This window comes from Streptomyces antimicrobicus (genome assembly GCF_020532625.1).
GTDB lineage: Bacteria > Actinomycetota > Actinomycetes > Streptomycetales > Streptomycetaceae > Streptomyces > Streptomyces antimicrobicus.
In genome coordinates this window covers 1-14,784 of record NZ_JAJAUY010000148.1, presented here as the reverse complement: position 1 = coordinate 14,784, position 14,784 = coordinate 1, and the positions used below count along the sequence as shown (strand labels likewise).

At 75.7% G+C, this 14,784-nt stretch carries 13 protein-coding genes and 1 pseudogene; 4 read left to right on the top strand and 10 right to left on the bottom strand.

Going from position 1 to position 14,784, the window contains the following annotated elements; all coding sequences use genetic code 11:
* Positions 1-215 precede the first annotated feature (215 nt).
* The 4 genes and pseudogenes from LG632_RS25905 to LG632_RS25890 form a co-directional block, all read right to left on the bottom strand.
* Positions 216-977, bottom strand: a complete 762-nt coding sequence (locus tag LG632_RS25905) for a 3-keto-5-aminohexanoate cleavage protein (RefSeq protein ID WP_226729967.1) — start codon at positions 975-977, stop codon at positions 216-218.
* A 507-nt stretch (positions 978-1,484) separates the two neighbouring features.
* Positions 1,485-1,917 (bottom strand): annotated as a pseudogene (locus LG632_RS25900) (hypothetical protein); the annotation flags it as partial.
* Positions 1,918-2,021: 104 nt separating this feature from the next.
* Positions 2,022-3,389, bottom strand: a complete 1,368-nt coding sequence (locus tag LG632_RS25895) for an alpha/beta fold hydrolase (protein ID WP_226729966.1) — start codon at positions 3,387-3,389, stop codon at positions 2,022-2,024.
* Between the two features lie 154 nt (positions 3,390-3,543).
* The gene (locus LG632_RS25890) at positions 3,544-4,809 is read right to left on the bottom strand and encodes an exo-beta-N-acetylmuramidase NamZ family protein (protein ID WP_226729965.1); all 1,266 of its coding nucleotides are present in this window, start codon (positions 4,807-4,809) and stop codon (positions 3,544-3,546) included.
* Positions 4,810-4,957: 148 nt separating this feature from the next.
* On the opposite strand from LG632_RS25890, the gene LG632_RS25885 reads away from it, so the two are divergent.
* From LG632_RS25885 to LG632_RS25875, 3 genes are read left to right on the top strand one after another with little or no spacing between them, the layout of a single operon-like run.
* Entirely contained in the window at positions 4,958-5,725 is a 768-nt protein-coding gene (locus tag LG632_RS25885; RefSeq protein WP_226729964.1) for an SDR family oxidoreductase, read from the top strand.
* Between the two features lie 20 nt (positions 5,726-5,745).
* Positions 5,746-7,437, top strand: coding sequence for a class I adenylate-forming enzyme family protein (locus tag LG632_RS25880; RefSeq protein ID WP_226729968.1), 1,692 nt, complete (start codon positions 5,746-5,748; stop codon positions 7,435-7,437).
* A 21-nt stretch (positions 7,438-7,458) separates the two neighbouring features.
* Positions 7,459-8,064 carry a TetR/AcrR family transcriptional regulator gene (locus LG632_RS25875; protein WP_226729963.1) on the top strand — a complete coding sequence of 202 codons (606 nt, stop codon included), beginning with the start codon at positions 7,459-7,461 and terminating at the stop codon, positions 8,062-8,064.
* A 10-nt stretch (positions 8,065-8,074) separates the two neighbouring features.
* On the opposite strand, the gene LG632_RS25870 is transcribed toward LG632_RS25875, so the two are convergent.
* From LG632_RS25870 to LG632_RS25845, 6 genes are all read right to left on the bottom strand, one after another.
* Positions 8,075-9,295, bottom strand: a complete 1,221-nt coding sequence (locus LG632_RS25870) for an acyl-CoA dehydrogenase family protein (protein ID WP_226729962.1) — start codon at positions 9,293-9,295, stop codon at positions 8,075-8,077.
* A gap of 12 nt (positions 9,296-9,307) precedes the next feature.
* Positions 9,308-10,333: a phosphotransferase family protein gene (locus LG632_RS25865; RefSeq protein WP_226729961.1), complete on the bottom strand. Its 1,026-nt coding sequence runs from the start codon at positions 10,331-10,333 to the stop codon at positions 9,308-9,310.
* Positions 10,334-10,469: 136 nt separating this feature from the next.
* The gene (locus LG632_RS25860) at positions 10,470-11,381 is read right to left on the bottom strand and encodes an MBL fold metallo-hydrolase (RefSeq protein ID WP_226729960.1); all 912 of its coding nucleotides are present in this window, start codon (positions 11,379-11,381) and stop codon (positions 10,470-10,472) included.
* Positions 11,382-11,482: 101 nt separating this feature from the next.
* Complete coding sequence (locus LG632_RS25855) at positions 11,483-11,842, bottom strand: DUF202 domain-containing protein (protein WP_226729959.1); 360 nt, start codon at positions 11,840-11,842, stop codon at positions 11,483-11,485.
* Positions 11,839-12,237 (bottom strand): YidH family protein, encoded by a 399-nt coding sequence (locus tag LG632_RS25850; protein WP_226729958.1) that lies wholly within the window; start codon positions 12,235-12,237, stop codon positions 11,839-11,841. The genes LG632_RS25855 and LG632_RS25850 overlap by 4 nt, the downstream gene beginning before the upstream one ends.
* A gap of 10 nt (positions 12,238-12,247) precedes the next feature.
* Positions 12,248-12,841 (bottom strand): NUDIX domain-containing protein, encoded by a 594-nt coding sequence (locus LG632_RS25845; protein WP_226729957.1) that lies wholly within the window; start codon positions 12,839-12,841, stop codon positions 12,248-12,250.
* Positions 12,842-13,071: 230 nt separating this feature from the next.
* Here LG632_RS25845 and LG632_RS25840 point away from each other — a divergent pair, with 230 nt between their 5' ends.
* Positions 13,072-14,727, top strand: a complete 1,656-nt coding sequence (locus tag LG632_RS25840) for an FAD-binding dehydrogenase (protein ID WP_226729956.1) — start codon at positions 13,072-13,074, stop codon at positions 14,725-14,727.
* The last annotated feature ends 57 nt before the right edge of the window (positions 14,728-14,784 follow it).

Below are 14,784 nucleotides of genomic sequence, written 5' to 3'. Positions count from 1 at the left end.
GCCGCCGGGGGCGGGCGAGCGGCCTTCCGCCGGTGTGCGGTGCCGGCACTCGCCGTGTCGGTGGCCCCCGCCTGCCGGTCGGCAGAGCTGAAGCAGCGGCTGTCGCCGCGGGCCGCGGGCTGCGCGGCGCTCGCGCCCTCGGGCGCACGCCAGCGGTGAGGGTGCGGCGTGCTCGGGTCGCGGCCGGCCTGGGCGGCTTCGGGCGAGGTGTCTGCTCAGCCCTGCCGGCTGGCTGCGGGCCTCCAGCGGCCGGGCGGCCGAGCCGGGGCCGGGGGCCGGTGGGGTGCGAGGTGGTGGGTGGCTCGGGTGACCAGTGCCGCGGAGGGTGCCGGACGGCCGTCGGGCATGCGGGTCGCGTCCCCCACGCCGAGCCGCACCCCGAATCCCGACGACCGGGCCAGCGCCACGGCCGCCCAGCCGGCGTCCCCGCGCCCGAAGAGCAGTACCTCCTGGCCCGGTCCCGGGCCGATGGTCCGCAGCAGTTCCTGCGCCGCGGAGGGCACCTCCACCACGAGCCGGGTGCGGCGGCGGTCGAGCCCGCGGGCCCGCACCCACCGGGCGCCCGCGTCCGCGCCCGCCCCCGCCGCGAACACCGCGTCCACCGCCACGCCCCGGCTCAGCAGGGCCTCGGCCAGTTCGGTCGCGCCCGGTTCGTCGAAGTGGACCGCGGCGCGGTCGGGCAGGACCTCCCACGCCCGGACGCGGGCAATCCGGGCCGCCGGGTCCGGCTCGGGCGCGATGCTCGCGCACACCGCGAGCGGGACGTCGACGCCGGCCGCCCGCAGGGCCCGGAGCAGCGGGCCGACCACGCGGGGCGAGAGGCTCTCCCGGCCGCAGGGCGTCCGCGGGTGCACCAGCACCTCGTCCGCCCCGGCCGCCACCGCCTCCAGCGCGGCCTCCACCAGCGCCTCGGGCGACATCGGCACGGCCGCGCCGTCGGCGGCCGTACGCGAGCCGTTGAGGGAGACCTGGATCACGCGGTCACGCGGCCCGGGCCTCGGACCGCACCTCCACGAGGCCCTCCACCCGGCCGTCAGCCCGGCCCTCAACCCGGCCGTCAACCCTGCCTTCCACCTGGGCCTCAGCCCTGGCCTCCACCCGGCCCTCCGCCCCGCCGTCCGCACAGGCCGCGCCCCGGAGCTCCGGTCCGCCCCCCTCGGCGTAGCCGCCGGCCCCCGCCTTCGTGCGAGCCCCGGTCGTCCCGGTCGTCCCGGTCGTCCCGGTCTCCCCGTGGCTCCCGCCGCGGGACCCCGCCCCGGCCAGGGGTTCGGGGGCGGCCGGTTCCGCAGGGCCCGAAAGGCTCAGTGCCGGTCGGGGGACCACGATGCCGCAGCCCGCGCAGACCGGGCCGTCCCAGGCACCCGCCCCGGCTCCGGCTCCGGCCCCGGCTCCGCCCCCCGCCGGTCCGGCGGATCCCGGGGCCGTGCCCGGCGTCGTGGCGGCCTGGTCGGTTCCGGGTCGTGGCGGCCAGCGCAGTTCCTGGGCACCGCAGACCGGGCAGGCCGGGCCGGGGGACGTCTCCAGCGCCCGGACCAGCCGCCGCAGGACCTCGCCCAGGGCGCCCTCCGGCCGTACGCCGGGGTCGGCGCACCGCACCACCGCCGCGCGGCTCCAGGCCCACTCCGGCCGGCGCAGCCCGTCGTGCTTCTCACGGCGCCGCCGCTCGGCGAACTGCCGTTCGTACGCCAGCCAGACCGCCCGCGCCTCCTCCAGTTCCTCCAGCGCGGCCACCAGCCGCTGCGGATCCACCGCCCGGTCGTCGGGCGCGATCCCGTGCCGGTCGCACAGATGCCACCAGGTCGCCCGATGCCCGTAGGGCGCGAATCTCTCCAGACAGCGGCGCAGCGAATGGCGCCGCAACGCCCGGTCGTTGCCCGCGTCCCGTACCTGGTACGCCAAGCTCCGGAATCCCGCCATCACCCCTGCACCTCCGTCCGCGGAGCCGATGTGCCCACCATGCCCGGCCCGGTACGGGCGCATGCGGGGGCGGACGAGGCGTACGGGTGGCACATGGCCGGAAGTCAGCGCCACATGCGTCCCGCCGAGACGACGAGCCGGGCGAGTTCCTCGTGGCAGATGTCGCTGTGCGCCCCGGACGGGGCTCCGCCCCGCCGGACCACCGAAGCCGCGTCCACGCTGACGCAACCGGCCCCCGGCAGCCCCTCCCGCAGGGCCGCGTCCAGCGTCAGCCGGGGGGCACCCGGCAGGGCCTGCACCCCGTCGTGGCCGATCGCACCCCACCGCGCGTCGAAGCCCGCGAATCCGGCCGAATCACCCGCCATCCGGGAAGCCAGCGGATAGAAGACCTTGAGCGCGGTGTCACGGTCCGAGTGGCACGCGACCACCGGCCCGTCGACCCGGCGCTGCACACCGCGCAGCGCCCCGCCCCGGCCCCGGTCGTGCGGCAGCCGCTCGCTGAACGCGTAATGGGAGAACGCCCCCTGGAGCAGCGTCAGGGACTTCACGAAGCCCCAGCCGTCCGGCACCGCCCGCAGCGCGAACGACACCACCCGGGCCCCGAAACTGTGGCCCACCAGGTGCACCCGCAGCTCCGGGCGGCTGCGCGAGAGCTCCACCAGCGCCGGGCCGAGGCCGCGTTCGCCGACGACACCGGCCCGCTTCTTCATCTCGTAGTACGCCGCCTGCCGGAGCACCTCCTTGCCGCCGTTCCACAGCCGGCGCAGGCCACCGCCGGGGGACAGCTCCCGCACGCCGCCGTCCGGGGCCGCGCCGCCGTCCGCGACCGTGCCGCCCGCCTCGGCCAGGGCGTCGGCGAAGACCCGGCACACCTCCAGCACGTCCGCCGTGAACATCGCCGGGACGTCCACCGCGCCCTCCTCGGCGTAGGCGACGGCGGTGCCCGCCTCGGCCTCGGCCGTGGCCGCCGCGGCCGTGCCCGCCGGCGACCGCGGCCACGACGCCGCCTCGTCCACCCCGGCCAGCTCCCGTACCAGCGCCCCGAACTCCGCGAAGGCCGCCACCGACTCCGGCCGTTCGGACAGCAGCTGGGCGACCCGGTCCAGCTCGGCCTCCCGCCCGGGCCAGAACGCCCCCAGCGCCCGCCGGGTCCCGGAGTCCAGGGCCGGTGACCCGTCGGCCGGGCCGGGCCGGAGGCCCGGCGGGTCGAAGTCGGGGATCGGCTCGTCCGAGAACCGCATCGACGGCCACACCACCCCCACGTACCCCAGCCGCACCCCGGGACCCACCAGGCGCGGGAACGGGGCGAAGAAGCGCTCGTAGAGCCGGGTCGCCGTGGAACGGTCGCTGTTCCAGCCGTGCGCGAAGACCAGCAGATCGGTGACGTCCAGCCGCCCCACCGCGTCCCGGCTCGCCCGGTCCACGTCGCCCTGGGCGTCGAACGTCAGCTCCACGTACGGCCCCACGCCCACGCCCGACCCTGCAGCCGCAGCCGCACCCGCACCCACACCCGCACCTGCGCCCGCACCCGCACCTGCGCCCGCACTCGCACCCGCCATGACGCGCCCCCTTCGCCACCGGCCCGGCCGCGGCGCGTACGCCCCGGCGCCCGCCCGGGCCACCGCCTCAGCGGTACAGGAGGTACCCGTCGCGCACCGCCGCGAACCGCGCGAGGCCCGCCGCCCAGTCGGCCACGATCTCGTCCACCCCGGCCCCCGCGTCCACCAGGGTGCGGACCCGGGCCGAGCCGGTCAGCCGGTCGATCCAGTGGTCCGGGCGCCAGGCGAAGCCGGACCACGCGCGCCGGGCCGTCACCAGCAGCCCGATCCCGGTCCGCACGGGGTCGAACGCCGCCCGGTCGTGCACCAGCAGCCGCACCCCGCCGCAGGTCTTCCCGGCGTACTTGGAGAACGTCGGCGTGAAGTACGCCTCCCGCACCCACACCCCCGGCAGGTCCAGCGCGTCCGCCGCCTCCGCCCAGCGCCGGTCCACCCCCTCGGCGCCGAGCACCTCGAAGGGCGTCGCCGTACCCCGCCCCTCGGAGAGGTTGGTGCCCTCGAACAGGCAGGTCCCGGCGTAGGCGAGGGCGGTGTCCGGGGTGGGCATGTTGGGGCTCGGCGGCACCCAGGGCAGGCCCGTCTCCCCGAAGAACGCCTCCCGGCGCCAGCCCGTCATCGCGACGGTGTGCAGCCGCGCCGGGGCGTCGCCGAGGAACTCCCCGTTGAACAGCCGCGCCAGCTCGGCCGCCGTCATCCCGTGCGCGAGCGCGACCGGCTCGCGGCCGACGAAGCTCGCGTACGCCCGGTCCAGGACCGGGCCGCGCGGCCCGCGCCCGCCGACGGGATTGGGGCGGTCGAGGACCACCACCGCCGCCCCGGCCAGGGCCGCGGCGCGCATCACGTCGTAGAGGGTCCAGATGTAGGTGTAGAAGCGGGCCCCGACGTCCTGGATGTCGAAGACGACCGTCTCCACCCTGGCCGCGGTGAACAGCTCCGCCAGCGCCTTGCCGCTGGTGCCGTACGTGTCGTACACCGGCAGCCCGGTCGCCGGGTCCTGGTGGCGGCCCTCGGAGCCGCCGGCCTGGGCGGTGCCGCGGAAGCCGTGCTCGGGGCCGAACACGGCGACGAGGTCCACCCGGTCGTCCGCGTGCAGGACGTCGACCAGGTGGCGGGCGTCGGAGGTGACGCCGGTGGGGTTGGTGACGACCCCGACGCGCTGCCCGGCGAGCAGGGCGTACCCGTCGTCGCCGAGCCGCTCGAACCCGGTCCGCACCCGCGGCCCGGCCCCTGCCGCCGCCCCGGCCCCTGCCGCCGCCCCGGATCGCGCCGCCGACCCGATCCCGACCGCCCCGGCAACCCCCGCCACCAGCAACCCCCGTCGCGACAGACTCATCCGCCCGACGCTAGTGCTCCGCACCCTTCCACCCCGACATACCGACTGGTTAGTCTGCCGCCGTTGCTCGTCGCTTCTGTCGACTCACTCCCTCCCTCACTCCCTCATTCACTCCCTCACTCCCCCTCACCCACGGAAGGCAGGACCAGTGGCCGCATACCAGGGCACCCGCGTCGTCGTCACCGGAGCGGGCGGCGGCATCGGCGCCGCGCTCGCGCACCGCTTCGCCGCAGAAGGGGCCGCGGTCGTCGTCAACGACCTCGACGCCGCCAAGGCCGCCGCCGTCGCCGAGGCCATCGGCCCGGCGGCGGTCGCCGTCCCCGGCGACGCGTCCGCGACCGTGGCCGAGGCCCGCGAGGCGCTCGGCGGCACCGTGGACGTCTACTGCGCCAACGCCGGCCTCGGCTCGGGCGGCGACGCCGCCGCCGACGAGGCCGTCTGGGAGGCGGCCTGGCAGACCAACGTCATGGCGCACGTCCGCGCGGCCCGCGCGCTGCTGCCGCACTGGCTGGAGCGCGGCGAGGGCCGGTTCGTGTCCACCGTCTCCGCCGCAGGGCTGCTCACCATGATCGGAGCCGCGCCGTACAGTGTCACCAAGCACGGCGCGCTCGCCTTCGCCGAGTGGCTCTCGCTGACCTACCGCCACCGCGGTCTCAAGGTCCACGCCATCTGTCCGCAGGGAGTCCGCACCGACATGCTCAACGCCACCGGCTCGGCCGGCGAGCTCGTGCTCGTCCCGACGGCCGTCGCCCCCGAGGCCGTCGCCGACGCCCTCTTCGCGGGCATGGCCGAGGACCGCTTCCTGATCCTCCCGCACCCCGAGGTGGCCCGCTTCTACGCGGCCCGCGCGAGCGACCCCGACCGCTGGCTCCGCGGCATGAACCGCGTCCAGCAGAAGTGGGAGGCCGGCACGTGACGGTCTCGCGCTACGCCGCCATGCCGTGGCTCGGCCGGCTCGGTCCCGCCCAACGGGCACCGGTCGAGCCGCCGCCCAGCGTGCTGCACGCCTTCCGCGCGGCCGTGCGCCGCGCGCCCGGCCGCCCGGCGCTGGCGTACTTCGACGGCCGGCTGAGCTACGCCGAGACCGACGCGCTGTCCGACTCCGTCGCCGGGCACCTCGCCGCGCGGGGCGTCCGCCCCGGCGACCGGGTCGCCGTCATGCACCAGAACACCCCGCACTTCGTGCTCGCGGTGCTGGCCGCCTGGAAGGCCGGCGCGGTCGTGGTGCCGCTCAACCCGATGTACAAGACGGCGGAACTCGCCCACGCCCTGCGCGACAGCGGCGCCGCCGCCCTGGTCTGCGACGGCCCCACCTGGGCGGCGTACGCCGCTGCGGCCACCGCCGGCACGGCCGTCCGCACGGTCCTCCTCGCCGACCCCCGCGACCTCCAGACCCGCGACGACCCCCGCGTCTTCGGCCCCCCGGCCGACGGCCCGGCGGGCGCCGCCCCCGCGCCCGGCCCCTGCGAGCCCGCGGCCGACCCCCGCCAGCCCGCGGACTTCCTCCAGGTGGCCCGCCACGGCCACTCGGCGCCGGCCGGCGTGCCCGCACCGGAGGCCGGGACGACCGCGTTGATCAGCTACACCTCCGGCACCAGCGGCACCCCCAAGGGCGCCATGAACCCCCACGGAGCCCTCACCTACAACGCCGTACGCCAGGTCACCGGCCACCCGATACCCAAGGGCGCCACCTACTTCGCCCTCGCCCCGCTGTTCCACATCACCGGCATGGTCTGCGAGCTCGCCGCCTGCTTCGTCAACGCCGGCACCCTCGCCCTCGCCCACCGCTTCGAGCCAGGCCTGGTCCTCGACGCGTTCCTCGAACACCGGCCCGCCTACACCGTCGGCCCCGCCACCGCCTTCATGGCCCTGGCCGCCCACCCGGCCGCCGGCCGGGAGCACTTCGCCTCCTTCGCGGTGGTCTCCTGCGGCGGCGCCCCGCTGCCGCCCGCCCTGGTCACGCGGCTGCGCGAGACCCTCGGGGTGGAGCTGCTGAACGGCTACGGGCTCACGGAGTCCACCGCCGCCTGCGCCTCCGTCCCCGCGCACCTGCGGGCCCCGGTCGACCCCGCCACCGGCACCCTCTCCGTCGGGGTGCCCGGCGCCCGGACCGTCGTACGGATCCTCGACGCGCACGGTGCGGAGCTCCCGTTCGGGGAGACCGGCGAGATCGCGGTGCGCGGCCCCCAGCTCGCCACCGGGTACTGGGGGCTGCCCGAGGCCACCGCCGAGGCCTTCCCCGACGGGGAACTGCGCACCGGGGACGTCGGTTTCATGGACGAGGACGGCTGGCTCTACGTCGTGGACCGCAAGAAGGACATGATCAACGCCTCCGGCTTCAAGGTCTGGCCGCGCGAGGTCGAGGACGTCCTGCACACCCACCCCGCCGTCCGCGAGGCGGCCGTCGTCGGCGTCCCCGACCCCTACCGCGGCGAGAGCGTCAAGGCCTACGTCAGCCTCCGCCCCGGCAGCACCGTCACACCGGCCGAGCTGACCGCCCACTGCGCCGCGCGCATGGCCGCCTACAAGTACCCGCGGCACGTGGAGATCCTGCCTGTCCTTCCCAAGACGACCAGTGGCAAGATCCTGCGTCGAGAACTGCGCGAGCGCGGCTCAAAACATTCGTAGGAACGCGAAAGGGGAGGGGCCATGCCCGTCAGGAGCAGCACCACCGGGGAGCCGGAGGACACCCCCGTCCCGCAGCGGCTGCTGGCCGTCGCCACCCGGCTGTTCGCCGAGCGCGGCTACGACCGCACCTCGGTCCAGGAGATCGTCGAGGCGGCCGGGGTCACCAAGGGCGCCCTCTACCACTACTTCGGCTCCAAGGACGACCTGCTGCACGAGGTGTACGCGCGCATGCTGCGCCTGCAGCAGCAGCGCCTGGACGCCGTCGCCGACTCCGACGCCCCCGTCGAGGAACGGCTGCGCGCCGCCGCGGCCGACGTGGTGGTGACCACCATCGAGAACCTCGACGACGCGATGATCTTCTTCCGCTCGATGCACCAGCTCAGCCCGGAGAAGTACAAGCAGGTCCGGGCCGAGCGGCGCCGCTACCACGAGCGCTTCCGCGCCCTGGTCGAAGAGGGCCAGCGCACCGGGGTGTTCTCCACCGCCACCCCCGCCGACCTGGTGGTCGACTACCACTTCGGCTCCGTGCACCACCTGTCCACCTGGTACCGCACGGACGGCCCGCTCACGCCGCAGCAGGTCGCCGACCACCTCGCCGACCTGCTGCTGCGCGCGCTGCGCCCCTGACCCGGCCGGGTCAGGCGTACTTCTTCAGCTCGCGCCGCGCCAGCGACCGCTGGTGCACCTCGTCGGGCCCGTCCGCCAGCTGCAGCGTCCGGGCCGCCGCCCACAGCTCGGCCAGCGGGAAGTCCTGGCTGACCCCGCCCGCGCCGTGCAGCTGGACGGCCCGGTCCAGGATCCCCACCACCGCCCGCGGCGTGGCGATCTTGATGGCCTGGATCTCGGTGTGCGCGCCCCGGTTGCCGACCGTGTCCATCAGCCAGGCCGTCTTCAGCACCAGCAGCCGCAGCTGCTCCACGGTCACCCGGGCGTCCGCGATCCAGTTCTGCACGACGCCCTGGGCGGCCAGCGGCTTGCCGAACGCCGTACGCTCCACCGCCCGCCGGCACATCAGCTCGATCGCCCGCTCCGCCATGCCGATCAGCCGCATGCAGTGGTGGATCCGGCCCGGGCCCAAGCGCGCCTGGGCGATGGCGAAGCCGGACCCCTCCTCGCCGATCAGGTGCGAGGCGGGCACCCGTACGCCGTCGAACACGACCTCGGCGTGCCCGCCGTGGTCGTGGTCCTCGTACCCGTACACGCGCATGGCGCGGCGCACCTCGACGCCCGGGGTGTCGCGCGGCACCAGGATCATCGACTGCCGGTGGCGCGGGTCCGCCCCGTGCGGGTCGGTCCGGCCCATCACGATGAAGATCTTGCAGTCCGGGTTCATCGCCCCGGAGATGAACCACTTGCGGCCGGTCACCACGTACTCGGTGCCGTCGGCCGACCGCTCGACGAGGGTCTCGACGTTCGTCGCGTCCGACGACGCCACGGCGGGCTCGGTCATCGCGAAGGCGGAGCGGATCTCGGCGGCCAGCAGCGGTTGCAGCCACTGCTTCTTCTGCTCCTCGCTGCCGAACTGCGCCAGCAGCTCCATGTTCCCGGTGTCCGGGGCGGCGCAGTTGGTCGCCATGGGCGCCAGGTGCGGGCTGCGCCCGGTGATCTCGGCCAGCGGCGCGTACTGGAGGTTGCTCAGCCCGGCGCCGTACTCGGGGTCCGGGAGGAAGAGGTTCCACAGGCCCCGGCGCCGGGCCTCGGCCCGCAGCTCGCCGAAGACGGCCGGGGTGTCCCACGGCGAGGGCAGGGCGGCGCGCTGCTCGGCGGCGACTGCCTCCGCCGGGTGGACGCACTCCTCCATGAACGCCAGCAGGCGCTCGCGCAGTTCCTCGGTCCGGGCGTCGAATGCGAAGTCCATGTCGGTGGCTCCTCAGCCTTCGTGGAGGGTGGTCAGGCCGTGCTCGATGAAGACCGGGACCAGCTCGCCGATCCGGTCGAAGCCGGCGCCGACGGTCTGGCCGAGCGTCCAGCGGTAGTGGATGCCTTCGAGGATCACCGCGAGCTTGAACCACGCGAAGGCCGTGTACCAGGAGATCGCGCCGGTGTCCCGGCCCGAGCGGGCCGCGTACCGCTCGACGAGCTCGGCCGGTGCCGGATGCCCGGGCGCGCCGCTGGTGGTGCTCACCGGGGACTCGGCCAGACCCAGGTCGGAGCTGTACATGACCAGCAGCCCGAGGTCGGTCAGCGGGTCGCCGAGCGTGGACATCTCCCAGTCCAGCACCGCCCGGATCCGGTCGTCCGGGCCGCCGATCAGGACGTTGTCGAGCCGGAAGTCGCCGTGCACGACGGCCGGGGCGGGGGACAGCGGCAGCGCCCGGCCCAGTCCGCCGTGCAGCTCGTCGATGCCGGGCAGTTCGCGCCCGCGCGAGGCCGCCAGCTGCTTGCCCCAGCGGCGCAGCTGCCGGTCGAGGAAGCCCTCCGGCCGCCCGAAGTCGGCCAGTCCGACCGCCTGCGGGTCCACGGCGTGCAGCTCGACCAGCGTGTCCACCAGCCCCAGCACCGCCCGCCGGGTGCGCTGCGGGCCCAGCTCGGCCAGCTGCCCGGCCGTGCGGTACGGGACCCCGTCCACGAACTCCATCATGTAGAACGGCGCCCCGAGCACCTCCTCGTCCTCGCACAGCAGCAGCGGCTCGGGCACCGGCACCGCCGTGCCGTGCAGCGCCTCGATCACCCGGTGCTCGCGCCGCATGTCGTGCGCGGTGGCCAGGACGTGCCCGAGCGGGGGCCGGCGCACCACCCAGCGGTCGGTGCCGTCGGTGACCTCGTACGTCAGGTTCGACCGGCCGCCCTCGACGAGCCGGCCGCGCAGCGCCCCGGTCACGAGTCCCGGCCGCACGCGGTCGAGATGGCCGCGCAGCCGCTCCAGATCGAGGCCCCGGGGATCGGCTGAGGTCATGGTGCGCACCTCCGGTGAGGAAGTCGGCGGACGATGGCTGGCAGCCATCATGCCGACCAGTCGGTATGCCGTCCAGGGGTCCGCCGGAAACCGGCCGGGTCGGGCACCCGGCCGGGACCGGTTTCCGGCGGCGCGCTCAGGCGTGGCAGGCCACGGGGACGCCGCCGTTCATCACGGTCATGTCCTTGAGCACCGCCGCTATGTCGAGCGGGGCCCCGGCCGGCAGCCCGGCCAGCTCCGCGTAGGCCCGGTGCAGGTTCGCCACCAGCCGCTCGCTCTCCCGCCAGGTCGCGAACTCGCCGAGGTCGGCCCGCTGCGCGGTCTCCAGCGGGGTCAGCCCCTGGTCGCGGCCCTCGCGGGCGAGGTCCTGGACGTGGCGCAGGTAGCGCTCGGTGTCGTCGTACGCCTCCGGGCCGGTCAGCGGGCCGTGGCCGGGGACGACGGTCCGCGCGTCGAGGGAGCGCAGCAGCTCCAGGGCCCGCAGCGAACCGGACACCGAGCCCATCGCGACGAAGGGCGTGCCCTCGGCGAAGACCAGGTCGCCGGTGAACACGATCCGCTGCCGCGGCAGCCAGACGATCGAGTCGCCGGTGGTGTGCGCGACGCCGGGATGCAGGACCCGCACCTCGGTGTCCCCGATGTGCAAGGTCATGCGCTCGCTGTACGTGAGGGTGGGCGCGGTGATCGTTATCGCGCCGAAGTCGGTTCCCGGCCAGATCATCTCCAGCTGGTGGCCGGCGGCGAGCTGCTCGGTGCGCGCGCTGTCGTGCCCGAGGACCAGGGCCTGCGGGGTGAACACGCCGTTGCCGTAGGTGTGGTCGCCGTGGTGGTGGGTGTTCACCACCAGGCGGGGCAGCGGGGCCCCGGCGCCGGTGAGGGCGTCGCGCAGGGCGTGCGCCCGGCGCTCGGTGGCGGCGGTGTCGATCAGCAGGGTCTGGCCGCCGTCCGTGACGAAGCCCGCGTTGTTCAGGCACCAGCCGCCGTCCGGCTGGACGTAGGCGTACACGCCCGGCGCGGGCTGGACGAGGTACGGCTGTTCGGCGGTCATGTGCGGGCTCCCCGGGTCGCGTTCGGCTGGCGGGCAGCATCCTGCCAGCCGGGTCCGGGCCGGGGGAGAGGGGCCGCCGGTCGGAGCCGGCCGGCGTGCGGTCAGAGCAGCACGGCGACCGCGAAGACGGCGAGGGCGAGCACGCACGCGGTGGCGCCCAGGGCGGCCCGTTCGCCCAGGACGGGCGGCCGGGGCGCCGCCAGGGCCCGGATCCGCCGGTGCGCCACGCCGAGGAACGCCAGCCACAGCAGCACGATGAACGCGCACCCGGCCACCTCCGGCGCGGTCCCCGGCCCGCGCACGGCCTGCCGCACCGCGAGCACGGCGGTGACCGCGCAGGCCAGCGTCGTGCGCCGCCACGCCAGCCGCGTCCGCTCCGGCTGCAACCCGGGATCCCGCCCGGGCCCGGCCCCGGCCCCGGCCCCCGCGGGCGGGGCCCCACCGGCGGCTGCGCCGGTCACGGGCGGTCCGTCCAGCCCAGCAGGACCACCAGGACCATCGCCACCGCGACCAGGCCCACCCCCAGGCTCAGCACCACCGGGAAGCGCGAGACCGGGAGGTCCTCGCCCCTGCGCATCGCCCGCTCGCACCGGACCCAGTGGTTCACCGCGCGCAGCGCGCACGCCGCGCCGACCGCCAGCAGGGCCAACGCCATCCCGACCCGCACGCCCCACCGCAGGTCCGGCAGGAACTGGTCGACCGCGAAGCCACCGCCGACCAGTGCCAGCGCGGTCCGGATCCAGGCCAGGAACGTCCGCTCGTTGGCCAGGGAAAAGCGGTAGTCGGGCGTCTCGCCCTCGTCCCGGACGCGCTGCGGCGAGAACCAGAGGCGCAGGTCTTTGGCGAAGTCGATCACGCCAGGCAATCTACTGGCGCCACGGACGGCCGGGCCCCGCGGCGGCGCCGTCGGGACCGCGTTCCCACGTCCGCAGCCGCCGGTAGGCCTCCAGCCCGTCGGGCACCCACGTCCACGCCTCCCGCCCGGACGGCCTGTCCACCCCGCCGTCCACCCGGCCGTCCACCCGCCGGTCCAGCTCGGCCGGGTCCACGAAGGCGTGCCAGGCCACCTCCGACTCCTGCGGCCGGACCGGCAGCTCGCACCGCACCCGGTACACCGCCGACCACCAGGCCCCGCCCGCGCCCTCGTACAGGAACCGGAACAGCGGCTCCGGCCGCGGCAGCCCGGTCACCCCGAGCTCCTCCTCGGCCTCCCGCAGCGCCGCCTCGTCGTAGGACTCGCCGGCCCCGACCACCCCGCCCACGAACATGTCGTACGCGCCGGGGAAGACCAGCTTCGACTCCGTGCGCCGGTGCACGAAGATCCGCCCGGCGGCGTCCGCGGCCTGGACGAACACGCAGCGGTGGATCAGCCCCTCGGCGTAGACCCGCCCGCGCGGCGCCTGCCCGACGACCCGGTCCTCGCGGTCCACCACGTCCAGCACTTCATCAGCGGCACTCATGGGATTCATCCAACCACCGGTGTTGACGGGTTACCGCCGCGTAGCCAGGATCGTCCCACCACGGAGGCCCGGCGTGACGGCGTACGACCTGAACGGCGTACGGCGTGACGGCGTACGGCATGACGGCGTGACGGCGTGACGGCGTGACGGCGTACGCCACGGCGCCACGACGCCGCGCGACGGCGCGACGGACACCACCGACACCACGGACGGGACGGACGGGAACACGCATGGGGTACGACGCAGACGTCATCGTGATCGGCGCGGGACTCGCCGGCCTGGCCGCCACCGCCGAACTGGCCGAGGCCGGCCGCAAGGTCGTCCTCCTCGACCAGGAGCCCGAGCAGTCGATCGGCGGGCAGGCGCACTGGTCGTTCGGCGGCCTGTTCCTGGTCGACTCGCCCGAACAGCGCCGGCTGCGGATCAAGGACACCCGGGCCCTGGCCCTCCAGGACTGGCTGGGCACGGCCGGTTTCGACCGCGAGGAGGACGCCTGGCCGCGCCGCTGGGCCGAGGCCTACGTCGACTTCGCCGCGGGCGAGAAGCGGTCGTGGCTGCACGGCCAGGGCGTCCGCTTCTTCCCGGTCGTCGGCTGGGCCGAGCGCGGTGGCTACGACGCCAACGGCCACGGCAACTCCGTCCCCCGGTTCCACATCACCTGGGGCACCGGGCCGGGCCTGGTGGCGCCGTTCGAGCGGCGGGTCCGGGCCGCGGTGGCGCGCGGCTCGGTGAAGTTGCGGTTCCGGCACCGGGTGACCGGCCTCGGCCGCACCGCGGGCGCCGTGGACACGGTCACGGGCGAGGTACTGGCCCCGTCCGACGCCGTCCGCGGCGCGGCCAGCAGCCGGGAGGTGACCGGCACGTTCTCGCTGCGCGCGCAGGCGGTGATCGTCACCTCGGGCGGCATCGGCGGCAACCACGAGCTCGTGCGCAAGCAGTGGCCGGCCCGGCTCGGCACCCCGCCCGACCGGCTGCTGTCCGGGGTCCCCGCCCACGTCGACGGGCTGATGCTGGGCATCGCCGAGGACGCCGGCGCCCACCACATCAACCGCGACCGCATGTGGCACTACACCGAGGGCGTCGCGAACTGGGACCCGATCTGGGCCCGGCACGGCATCCGCATCCTGCCCGGCCCGTCGTCGCTCTGGCTCGACGCCACCGGCAAGCGGCTGCCGGTGCCGCTCTTCCCCGGCTTCGACACCCTGGGCACCTTGGACCACATCATGCGCACCGGGCACGACCACACCTGGTTCGTGCTCAACCAGCGCATCATCGGCAAGGAGTTCGGCCTCTCCGGGTCCGAGCAGAACCCGGACCTCACCGACAAGTCGGTCCGGGAGGTGCTGGTGCGGGCCCGGCAGGCGGTGCCGGGGCCGGTCAAGGCGTTCATGGACCACGGCGCGGACTTCGTCGTCGAACGCGACCTGTCCGCCCTGGTGCGGCGGATGAACGAACTCACCGGGCTCGGCCTGATCGACGAGGCGGACCTGCGGCGGGAGATCACGGCGCGGGACCGGGAGATCGCCAACCCCTTCACCAAGGACCTCCAGGTCACGGCCATCCACGGGGCCCGCCGCTACCTGGGCGACCGGCTGATCCGGACCGCCGCGCCGCACCGCGTGCTGGACCCGGCCGCGGGCCCGCTGATCGCCGTCCGGCTCTCGATCCTGACCCGCAAGTCCCTGGGCGGCCTGGAGACCGACCTGTCCTCCCGGGTCCTGACCCCCTCCGGCGACCCGCTGCCGGGTGTCTACGCGGCGGGCGAGGCGGCCGGCTTCGGCGGCGGTGGCGTCCACGGCTACCGCGCCCTGGAGGGCACCTTCCTGGGCGGCTGCCTCTTCTCGGGCCGCACGGCGGGCCGGGCCGCCGCCCGGGCGGTGGCCTGACAGCGCTGCCGCCGGGCCGGGCGCCTTAGCCCCCGGCCCGGCCGACCGGCCTCATCC